Origin of the sequence: Spirulina sp. CS-785/01, assembly GCF_028330525.1 — a bacterium.
Taxonomy (GTDB): domain Bacteria; phylum Cyanobacteriota; class Cyanobacteriia; order Cyanobacteriales; family Spirulinaceae; genus JAQMSD01.
This window is the reverse complement of sequence record NZ_JAQMSD010000162.1, coordinates 1-10,202: the sequence shown is the minus strand read 5'-3', so window position 1 is coordinate 10,202 and position 10,202 is coordinate 1. Positions and strand designations below refer to the sequence as shown.

General features: G+C 47.7%; 6 protein-coding genes and 2 pseudogenes. 7 read left to right on the top strand and 1 reads right to left on the bottom strand.

Features of this window, described 5'->3' with window-relative positions; all coding sequences use genetic code 11:
- The 7 genes and pseudogenes from PN462_RS10825 to dndC all read left to right on the top strand — a co-directional run.
- A pseudogene (locus tag PN462_RS10825) lies at positions 1 to 248 on the top strand (hypothetical protein); the annotation flags it as partial.
- A gap of 72 nt (positions 249 to 320) precedes the next feature.
- Positions 321 to 2,375 carry a DEAD/DEAH box helicase family protein gene (locus PN462_RS10820; RefSeq protein WP_272128206.1) on the top strand — a complete coding sequence of 685 codons (2,055 nt, stop codon included), beginning with the start codon at positions 321 to 323 and terminating at the stop codon, positions 2,373 to 2,375.
- A 27-nt stretch (positions 2,376 to 2,402) separates the two neighbouring features.
- Positions 2,403 to 2,567 (top strand): hypothetical protein, encoded by a 165-nt coding sequence (locus PN462_RS10815; protein WP_272128205.1) that lies wholly within the window; start codon positions 2,403 to 2,405, stop codon positions 2,565 to 2,567.
- Between the two features lie 8 nt (positions 2,568 to 2,575).
- Positions 2,576 to 4,510, top strand: coding sequence for an AAA family ATPase (locus PN462_RS10810; protein WP_272128204.1), 1,935 nt, complete (start codon positions 2,576 to 2,578; stop codon positions 4,508 to 4,510).
- Complete coding sequence (locus PN462_RS10805) at positions 4,510 to 4,917, top strand: hypothetical protein (protein ID WP_272128203.1); 408 nt, start codon at positions 4,510 to 4,512, stop codon at positions 4,915 to 4,917. Before PN462_RS10810 ends, PN462_RS10805 begins: the two co-directional genes overlap by 1 nt.
- Positions 4,910 to 5,872 carry an HNH endonuclease gene (locus tag PN462_RS10800; RefSeq protein ID WP_272128201.1) on the top strand — a complete coding sequence of 321 codons (963 nt, stop codon included), beginning with the start codon at positions 4,910 to 4,912 and terminating at the stop codon, positions 5,870 to 5,872. The genes PN462_RS10805 and PN462_RS10800 overlap by 8 nt, the downstream gene beginning before the upstream one ends.
- Positions 5,873 to 5,883: 11 nt before the next feature.
- Complete coding sequence (gene dndC / locus PN462_RS10795) at positions 5,884 to 7,479, top strand: DNA phosphorothioation system sulfurtransferase DndC (protein ID WP_272128200.1); 1,596 nt, start codon at positions 5,884 to 5,886, stop codon at positions 7,477 to 7,479.
- Here dndC and PN462_RS10790 read toward each other — a convergent pair.
- Positions 7,464 to 10,202 (bottom strand): annotated as a pseudogene (locus tag PN462_RS10790) (hypothetical protein); the annotation flags it as partial. The gene dndC and the pseudogene PN462_RS10790 sit on opposite strands and share 16 nt — an antisense overlap.

The following is a 10,202-nucleotide window of genomic DNA, read 5'->3' as shown; positions in this document are numbered from 1 at the left end:
GGTCTATGTGTAGCCTAAGAGGTTGTGAGTCTCAGCCGCATCGTTCGCGCAGCGTCTCCGCAGGAGAAGCGGTATCGACTCACCCGCTTTCCTCCCCCACCTGTTCCGAGGTGGGGGAGTCCCGCGGCTCTTTTGTTGAAATTTCTACCAAGGCCCCAGTAGGTAGGGTAATCGAAAACCTAATTATTATTCTAGAGTGTGGAAGCGTAGAAGACATAAAAGGGCAAATTTACTATCTCCCTTGGTGAGCAACTCGCTATTTTTATAAACAAATATTACAATTACTTGACTTTTGACAAAATCTGTGAAACGAATTTACTTTGAGTTTAAAAACCTTAACCCTTTATCCAGAATATCGGTCAGACCGCCGGGACTTAATTAGTGATTTTTACCTCCCCTGCTTGCGACAAACTCGCCTCTACAATCGGGCGGTGGGGTATTTTTCCAGTAGTTCTCTGTTGGCGGTCGCCCAAGGGTTGACCGGGTTAGTTCGCAGTGGGGGGAGGATGCGGTTGGTGGCTTCCCCGGACTTGACCCCAGAGGATGCAGCCGCTATTCAGCAAGGGTTACAGCAACGTGACCAAGTAATAGCGGGGGTAATTTCTCGCAGTTTAGCCGAATTTGAGCAGGTGGCGCAAGACCGTCTTGCCTGTTTAGCTTGGTTGTTGAGTCAAGGGGTATTAGAGATTAAATTAGCTATTCCCAATAATTTAGGGCAATTGGGCATTTATCACGAAAAATTGGGCATTTTTGAGGATGAGGAGGGGAATAGAGTGGCGTTTACCGGGTCGGTGAATGAGAGTCAACGGGCCTGGGTGACTAACTTTGAATGTATTGATGTGTTTTGTTCTTGGCAAGAGGGGGAACAGGAACGGACGGAACGGAAAAGGCAGCATTTTCAGCGACTTTGGGAGAATAACACCCCCAAGGTGGAGGTATTGGACTTTCCTGAAGCGGCTGCAAAATCTTTATTAAAATATCGACCCAGTGAACCGCCCTTGTATGAACCCGCTTCTCAACCCCGTTCTAGAGTAAAAGAACAGGGGGGAGGGTATCAAGTGAACCCTAGTACCCCCTCTCTCAAGGTGTCCCTGCGTCCCTTGCAAGAGGAGGCATTAACGGCATGGCAAGAAAAGGGCTATCGGGGCATTTTAGCCATGGCCACAGGGGCCGGGAAGACCATTACTGCCCTTGGGGGGGCGGTACAGTTGCAAGGGGTAGAATTAATTATTATTGGTGTTCCCACTAACGAGTTAGTCCAGCAATGGGCCGACCAGTTAGACCAACGGACAACGTTACCAAGTCCTATTTTGGCCCAAGGAAAGGCGGAATTGTGGGCTGAACCCTTGTTTCGCAAGTTGCGGTTATTGAACCGGGGGGACTATAAGCGGAAACCTGTGGTCGTGATAGGGAACTATGGGGAACTGTCAAAACCCCGTGTAGGGACATTGATAGATGATGCGGGAGGGTTGCCCCCTCGGTCGTTACTTATTGCTGATGAGGTTCATACGACCGGGGCTAGGGGATATCAGCGTTTATTACGGGAGGACTTTGGTTATCGGTTGGGACTGTCTGCGACTCCTTTACGGGCCCATGATGAGGAAGGGACGGGGGTGGTGTTGGACTATTTTGGGGGGGTGGTCTATGAGTTTAGTTTACAGCAGGCTATTGAGGCGGGGATTCTCTGTGAGTACGATTATTTTGTCTATATTACGGAACTGGAGGAGACAGAACACCAACGGTTTCAGCAACTGACGGCGAAACTGGGGCGGTTGTTGCATAGCCAAGATGAGGAGGCCAAGGAACAGGCCCAACAGGTGGCTATTCAACGGGCTAAAATTGTCAAGGCCGCAGGGGCAAAGTTGGGGACGTTACAGGAGATTATTGCCGATTTTCCGCCTCAACGGGCAATGATTTATTGTGCAGATATTGACCAAGCAACGGCAGTGAGTGGGCAGTTGGCCCGGTCGGGGGTTCGGGTGGCCCGGTATTCTTCGGCAGAAAGTAACCGTCACCACTTGTTACAGGAGTTTGCGGCAGGTCGGTTGGATGGGTTAGTCGCTGTAAAGTGTTTAGATGAAGGGGTGGATGTTCCGGCAGCATCTCAGGCGGTTATTTTGGCCAGTGATGGGTCACAACGGCAGTTTATTCAGCGTCGGGGACGTATTTTGCGCTTTGCCCCCCAGAAGTCGGTGGCCACGTTAATTGATGTGTTAGTTGTGCCACCATTGGAAGGGGAGGAGGTACAATTGATAGAGTCGGAGTTGAAGCGGGTGGGGCATTTTGTCCAGAGTGCGAGGAACAAGAGTCATGCCATACTGACTTTAGCGGAAGCGTTAGCATTGTATGGAATCACCTATTCAGATTTTCTTTGATATTGTTTTCTGTAAAGTGTCAGGCAGATGGAACAGCAGTTACAAGTATTAGCCCAAAAACATGGTATCCCGGTGGCCTTGCTGCAAGAAGCCATTAAGGAGGAACGGGAAAGAATTGTTCGACAAAACCGCCGGATGACTCCTCGACTCAAGGAAATGATTGCCCAATATGCTGATGTTTCGCAGGGTTAGGGGGGAGTATGGGGTTACAGTTAGAAAAAATGACGCTTCACAACTGGAAGTGTTACCAAGACCAGACGATTGAGTTTGACTTGTCTTTTCAGGATGAGACGAAGAATGTTTGGATTATTTTTGGTCAGAATGGGTTTGGCAAGACTTCTATTTTGGAGGCGTTACAGTGGTGTTTGTATGGGACTGGGGCGGTTAATAAGGAGGCGTTACGGAAGGCGTTTAATGATGTTGCGGTTTCAGACAACCCAACCCTAGAAATGTCGGTTCAACTGACCTTTAAGCGGGGAGAGGATAGTTTTTTGGTGAGTCGGTCGGCCCAACGGAAACCGCGAGGGAAGTTAGTGACGGTGGATGACCGAGAGGCAACGGTGTATCGCAATGGTCGGGAATGTCAAGACCCTCGTGAGTGGATTGAGGTATTATTGCCGAAGATGTCACGGGAGTTTTTCTTTTTTGATGGGGTGGATATTCAACGATATGCCCAGCAGACCCACACGGTGGAAACGAAAAACGCTATTGAACGTATTTTAGGCATTCCGGAGTTAAAGAATTTACGGGATGATACGGAACGGGCCTTGAAAGACCTTCAGAAACAGTTAAGTGATGCGGAACAGACCAATGAGGAACTGCAACGGGTGGTGACGGAGTTGGAGACGGTTGAAGTGGGGACGGAGACGCAACGGGAACAGTTAGGTCGGGCTAAGGAGAATTTACGGTCGGCCCAGACTATTTATGAGGATACCAAACAACGGGCGGAACAATTGGAGGGGTTACGGGAGAAGTTAGACGAGTTACGACGGTTAGAGGGGGATAGGGACCGGTTACGGGAACGTTTGGATAGGGCAGAACAACAGGTGGAGGAGACGTTGCGAAAAGCCCCTATTCCGTTGTTGTTGGGGTTTGTGAAGGAGGTGGCCAATGAGTTACAAGGGCAGACGGTGACGACGGCTAAGTTGTTTGGGTCGGTGCAACAGTTACAGAAGTTGTTAAACTCGGATCGTTGTGTGTGTGGTCGTTGTTTGGATGAGGAGGCGAAACGGTATATTCAGCAGGACTTGGAACAGTTACAACGGGTGAAGGAAAATAGCAGTCGTTATGGGGCTTTGGAACAGGATGAGTTGCGCGATCGCTTGTCTGCTTTATCACGGTATGATCAGTGGAACTTGGAGGAAAAGTTATTAGACCGAGACCAACACCGAGATGACTTGGATGAGATAGAACAGCGTATCTCTCGCTTAAAACGGGAGACCCACGGGATAAATGAGGAGGAAGCGCGAGATATTTGGCGAAAGGTGGCAGAAGCGGAGAGACAGAGGGACGACTATCAAAATAAAATTGGCCAGTTTCAACGGGCCATCGACCAGTCCCTACAACGAGAGGATGAGTTACGACGCAAAATGGAGACGTTAGCGGGGAAACATAAGGAGACGGCCACGTTGGCCTATCAGGTGAGGTTAGCAAGGGGGTTACTGGAGGCCACTAAGGAGTTAATTGATTGGCGCATTGAGGATGCAAAGGCCACAATAGAGGAGAAAACCTCTGAGGTTCACCGACGAGTGACCAATAAACCTGATGAGTATAATGGGGTGGTGTTGAAGGAAAATTACACCCTAGGAGTCCGGACGGTGACGGGGGAGGTGTTGAACCCGGAAACCCTCAGCGCAGGGGAAAAGGAGGCTTTGGCTTTTGCGTTTATTACGGGGTTGAATTTAGCGTCGGAGACTTCTGCTTTGTTGGTGATGGATACTCCGTTTGGTCATTTGGATAAGACCCATCAACGGAATTTGGTGAAGGCGTTGCCCGATATTGATTCTCAGGTTATTGTGTTGGCTACAGACCGCGATTTTCCTGACCCTCTGTTAAATGAGTTAATGCCTAATGTGGCTGGGGTTCGTCATATTGAACGGGTTGGTGGTAGTGAACGGTTATCTGAGGTGACATAATGCAGCGTTTAGACCCTAATGCAAGTATTAGCACCACTCAAGAGGCTAAACAATATCTGGAATTTTTGAAAGACAAGAAAGTTTTTCCATATATGATCGATGCGTATTTTTTCGCAGCAGCTTACGCCATGAACCGAGATGTCGAGGTTGAACCTGTCTCTGGCCTTAAAACCTTAGCTCAAAATATTAGTTTTGTTGACTCAGATGTCTTTCTTGCGTTAGATGCAGCCGTTAAAGCAATATGTAAGCGTAAAGGTAAACCTGAACCTAAAGATAATAAAGAAGTCGCTAATATTGTTATTCAATACGCAGAAGCCGGCTTAAAGTTATTAAAAGCACGATGGGAAGGGAAAATTAAGAGTCAAATTCAAAATGATATTTGTAAAATCATTGTAAACAATGAATAAAAAAAAGAATATAGTCACTAATCCGAATTTAGCTGAATATTGCGAAAAATTTGCCAATCTTAACATTAGCAATAGCAGTAAAAAAGGAAAAGCCCCTTATAAACCCGTTTTATTGTTATCAGTTATTGATTTAATTAATCAAGGAGTCATCAAAGAAAATCAAATCTTGGTATCAGATGATCTACTGGATACATTTAAAAAGTATTGGAAAGTATTGTCGCCTAATTATAAAGGTGGCTTACATTATCCCTTTTTTCATTTACAGAACGAAGGGTTTTGGAATTTAAAGTTAAAACCAGACTTTAATGGGTTACAACCTAAAAGCACTAATAAACTCAAGCAAGCGGTAGAATATGCAACCCTAGATCATGAATTATTTGATTTAATTAAAAATCCTCATCATCGACAAGAATTAATAGATACGCTGATCTCAGTTTGGTTTGCGACCAGCCAAAAACAACTAGAAGATATTTTGGACGTTAATAGAAGTCTAAATGATGCTAGTTTAGAAGAAAGCGATATTAATATTGAGGATGAAAATTTAAGCCCTAAATTTAATTGGTCTAAGTCTTTAGTAAGAAGTGCTTTTTTTCGTAAAGCTGTTGTCCATAATTATGATTATAAATGTGTTTTTTGCCAGTTAAAAGTTACTCGCTCTATTACACAAAGAATTGTAGATGGCGCACATATTAAACCATTTGCAATGTTTTATGATAATAGTATTAATAATGGTATCTCTTTATGTAAAAATCATCATTGGGCTTTTGACTTAGGTGTATTTACAATAACTGATCAGTATAAAATTATGATCACTGATGATTTATCGGAAGAATCTCCTAACAATAGACCCATGCAAGATTTTAATGGTGAGTCTATATTACTTCCAAAATCAGCACAATATTTTCCTAGTCAAGCAGCCTTAAAATGGCATAGAGAAAACGTATTTAGAAAGTAAGAGGTTGAAAAATGGCTACCAAACAACAAACATTATTCCCCCCAAGAAGTGTTCCTGAATTTATCCAAGAGCTTGATTTTTTAAAAGAAGAAATAAAACAGTTATATTGTGAAAGTCAAGTTCCCATTGTAATTGGATATTCAGGAGGAAAAGACAGTTCTGCTGTTGTACAGTTATTTTGGTATGCTATATCAGAATTACCTAAAGAAAAATTACATAAACCCATTCACATTATCAGCACTGATACGCTAGTTGAAAACCCAGTTGTTTCTGCATGGGTTAAAACCTCTCTGAATAGAATTAATGAGGCAGCTAAACAACAAAATCTACCTATACAGTCACATCTTTTAACACCAGAAGCAGATAAAACTTATTGGGTCGGATTAATTGGTAAAGGTTATCCGATACCAAAACATACATTTCGCTGGTGTACACCTCGTTTAAAAGTTGATCCGTCTAATAAATTTATCCGTAATATTGTACGCAACAACGGAGAAGCAATTGTCACGTTAGGCACGCGAAAAACAGAAAGCCAAAATCGTGCTGCCATTATGGAAGAACGAGACAAGAAAAAATTACGTGATCGTTTGTGTCCTCATCCTCATTTACCGAGTTCTTTACTCTATACCCCGATTGAAACATGGCAAACCGATGAAGTCTGGATGTATTTAATGCAATGGGAGAACCCTTGGGGACATAGCAATAAAGAATTATTCAATTTGTATAGAGGTTCAACGGCGGATAATGAATGTCCTCTAGTCATTGATACCTCTACCCCAAGCTGTGGAAATTCACGCTTTGGCTGTTGGGTGTGTACCTTGGTCAACAGTGATAAATCTATGGAGGCCATGATCCAAAATGATGAGCAAAAAGAATGGTTACAGCCTCTCATTGATTTTCGCCTAGAATTAGATATTAAAAATGATCGTCATAAAAGAGACTTTCGACGCATCTATGGACGGGTGGAACTGTTTGAACGGAATAGAGATGGGGAAGTCTCCGTCGAACCCATTCCCGGTCCTTACGTGAAAAAATGGCGAGAACATTGGCTGAGACGAGTCCTCGAAGCACAACAAGAAGTCCGGCAAACCGCCCCCGAAGACATGAGAGACATCACCCTCATCACCACCGAAGAACTTAGCGAAATACGGCGAATATGGCTAGAAGAAAAACACGAATTTGACGACAGCTTACCCAAAATTTACCAAGACGTGACTGGAGAACCCTTTAAAGACCCCCGACCTGGGGCAGATCAAAGCCTCCTAGGGTCCGACGAATGGAACACATTAGAAGACATTTGTCAAGATGATCCCATGCACCTAGAACTCATGGCCCGACTCCTAGACACCGAACGGCAATTTTTCACCAAATCTCGCCGCAGTGGTATCTTTGGTAGCCTGGAAAAATGCTTCGACACCTCCTCCCGGTCCAAAGAAGAAGCCATCAAAAACGCCCACTATAAACGAGACCTGCAAATCGCCAGCCAAAACGCCGATGTCCAGAAAATTCGGGAACTGACCGCCTCTGACCCTACCCCCACTCCCCAGAGTTGGGCCGATATCAAATTTGGTCAGGCCCCGAAATCCTCAGATCACCAGTCGCCATAGGATTTGCGGTGGAAATTAGGGGGGACTACTGCGCGATCGCAAATCGCCTTATGACTCTCACGCTGGCTTTCCACATCAATTGCGATCGCCTCAAACCGAATCTGCAAACTGCCCATCGGCACCATTAACTGGGTCAACGTCTCCAACTGTCCCCCCGGACCGCGCTCAAAATCCACAAACGCCCTCGGCCCGTCCAACAACTGACGGGTCTCCACATCAATCACCCATAACTTCACATAAATTGCCCCCGGATAATCCGGCAAACGCACCTTCACAAACACCAAATCCCCCGCAGCCAACTCACCCTCCACCACATCTAACATCGGCGTTGGCACAACAATCTCCTGAGACCGTTCCAAATCCCTCGGTCGCTGCCGTTGTGCCAACGGTCGCTTCGGGGGCGGCAACGTAAACTCCTCCTCCTCCTCCGGCACAGGCAACGGCATCGCCTCCCCCTCCCCAAGGGACTTCACCTCATCAGGATAAGGCAACCCCGACGCATCATAACCCGACTTCGACCCAGACGACCCCTCCGACTGTTCCGCCAAATCCTCCTCATCCTCCACCACAATCTCCTGATTGCGCCAATAATGTTCCGCCCGATTCCGCGACGGAACATTCGCAAACGACGGTTTCTCCGCCCCAGAAGACTCCTCAGCCTGCTGCGTCAACGCCTCCCAAGCCGACTGGGTATCCGCCGCCAACCGTTCCAACAACTCCGCCTCCGAATCCTCATCCTGCTGATCCTGATCCGAACGCGGCATATTGTCCCGCATCAACCGTTCCCACTCCACCAACGCCTGTTCCCCAGGGGTCAAAGACCCCTCATCCTCTCCCCCCTCCGACACTTTCTCCTGGGACTGTTGCCCCACCCAATCAGGAATCGACTCCTCCGACAAAGGAACATCCTCCGCATCCCCTTGCCAGTCCTCATCATCCGCCTCCGCATCCGCTAACGCCTGAATTTGCCGCCAAAAACGGTCTTGTAAACGTAAGGATTGAAACGCCTCCTCCACCGGGTAATCCGCCTCAGAAGACGGCACAGCCCCCTCAGAACCCGCCTGAACCTCAGACTCCACAGAACCCACCTGAACCTCAGACTCCGCCTCAGAAGACGGCACAGCCCCCTCAGAACGCCCTTGAACCTCAGACTCCACCTCAGACGAATCCGCCTTCTGCTGCGAATCCCAAGGCGTTCGTAACCCCTTCATCTCCTGCTGTAACGACTCCCAAGGATTTTCCTCAGCCACCGCCTCCGGTTCATCCTGGGACTCCTCGACAACCGAAGCAGACGACTCCGCCTCCGGTTCATCCTCCGACCCAAACTCCGCATCCCAAGGATTCCCCGATAACGGCGTTGGAGCAGACTCCGGAGACCCCTCCGACGCAGGAGACTCAGCCTTAGCCTCCTCCTCCCCTTCCTCTGGGGACCCTTGCCCAAACTTTGTGAAAGAAATCACAGACCCCCCTTGAGCATCCTTGGGAACAGGAGGACTAAAATTCGGCAACTTCAACGACTTTGACCCATTCCCCTTCTCTTGCCCCAACTTAGGCGGCAAAATCTCCGAAGACTTAGGCTGATAGTTAGGGGCCGCCTCCGTCTTCTTACTCAACGAGAAAAACTCCGTATTCAGAGACTTTTCTGGAGACTTCGCCGTCTCTTGCGGGGGTTCTTTAGCGGGGAGGGAGTCCTTTTTCACCACATTTAACAGTTCATCCACTCCAGCCGTGATAGAAAAAGTTTGTTGGGCCAAACAGACCTTCTTCTCCTCCCCCGTCTCCGCAGTCAAGAACACCTCTAAACGCACATCTCCCAATAACAGTCGCGTGGGGTAGTCCGTGGGAACATCCAATAAATAATTAAACACCAAGGGAATCGTCGCATCACTCAAAGGCTGTTCCACCTGTAACAAAACTCCCCCCTGTTGCGGGTCGCGGAGTCGATAACAGAGTTGTCCCCCAAACCCTTTATTTAACTCACTCTGAGCATTGGGGTCTTGGGTTTTCACATGACCCGAAATCAAAATCGGTTCATTGCGACGACGGATAAAGGTATCTTGCAAGAGATTAATAGCCAACGGAGGAAAATCCGCCGGGGGAGCAGGTTGCTGTTTTGGCGGTGAGGCCGTCGGTTCTGGAGTTGAGGTAACGGGAGTAAACGAGGTAAAGCTAGGTGTAGGAGGAGACGGGGGAGGAGCAGGTTGTGGAGGAGGAGGTGGTGGGGTTTCGTCCACCTGTTCTAAGATTTCCTCCAAACTCAAAATAGATTGTTCTAAGAGAGAATGGGCGGCCTCCTCTTGCCAACGTTGATAGTCGTCTTCCCCCTCTTGAGTCTCCTTTTCTGGAGAGGAGGAGGTTACAGAGTCGGGGTTTTGTTCTCCCACAGGTTGGGGAGGGGTTTCCCGTTGGGGGGGAGTGGACTGTTCTGGTTTGGCTTGAGGTTGAGAAGTAACCGGAGTCTCTGACTGGGAGGGTTCTGGTTTGGTTTGAGGTTGAGACGAAACCGGAGTCTCGGACTGGGAGGGTTCTGGTTTGGTTTGGGGTTGAGACGTAACCGGAGTTTCTGACTGAGGGGGTTCTGCTTCTCCTTGGGGTTGAGACGTAACCGGAGTTTCTGACGTAGGAGACGGGGAGGTTGTCTCCTTTCCCTTGAGAAACCGAGGCGGCACCGCATTGGGGGTAAATTCCGCAATGGGGCGCGTTCGAGGGGGTTGGGGTTTGGG

Bases quoted from the DNA above. Each gene is read 5' to 3' on its own strand.
- PN462_RS10815 (WP_272128205.1), top strand. From the start codon at position 2,403: ATGGAACAGCAGTTACAAGTATTAGCCCAAAAACATGGTATCCCGGTG.
- PN462_RS10805 (WP_272128203.1), top strand. From the start codon at position 4,510: ATGCAGCGTTTAGACCCTAATGCAAGTATTAGCACCACTCAAGAGGCT.
- dndC (WP_272128200.1), top strand. From the start codon at position 5,884: ATGGCTACCAAACAACAAACATTATTCCCCCCAAGAAGTGTTCCTGAA.
- PN462_RS10810 (WP_272128204.1), top strand. From the start codon at position 2,576: ATGGGGTTACAGTTAGAAAAAATGACGCTTCACAACTGGAAGTGTTAC.
- PN462_RS10800 (WP_272128201.1), top strand. From the start codon at position 4,910: ATGAATAAAAAAAAGAATATAGTCACTAATCCGAATTTAGCTGAATAT.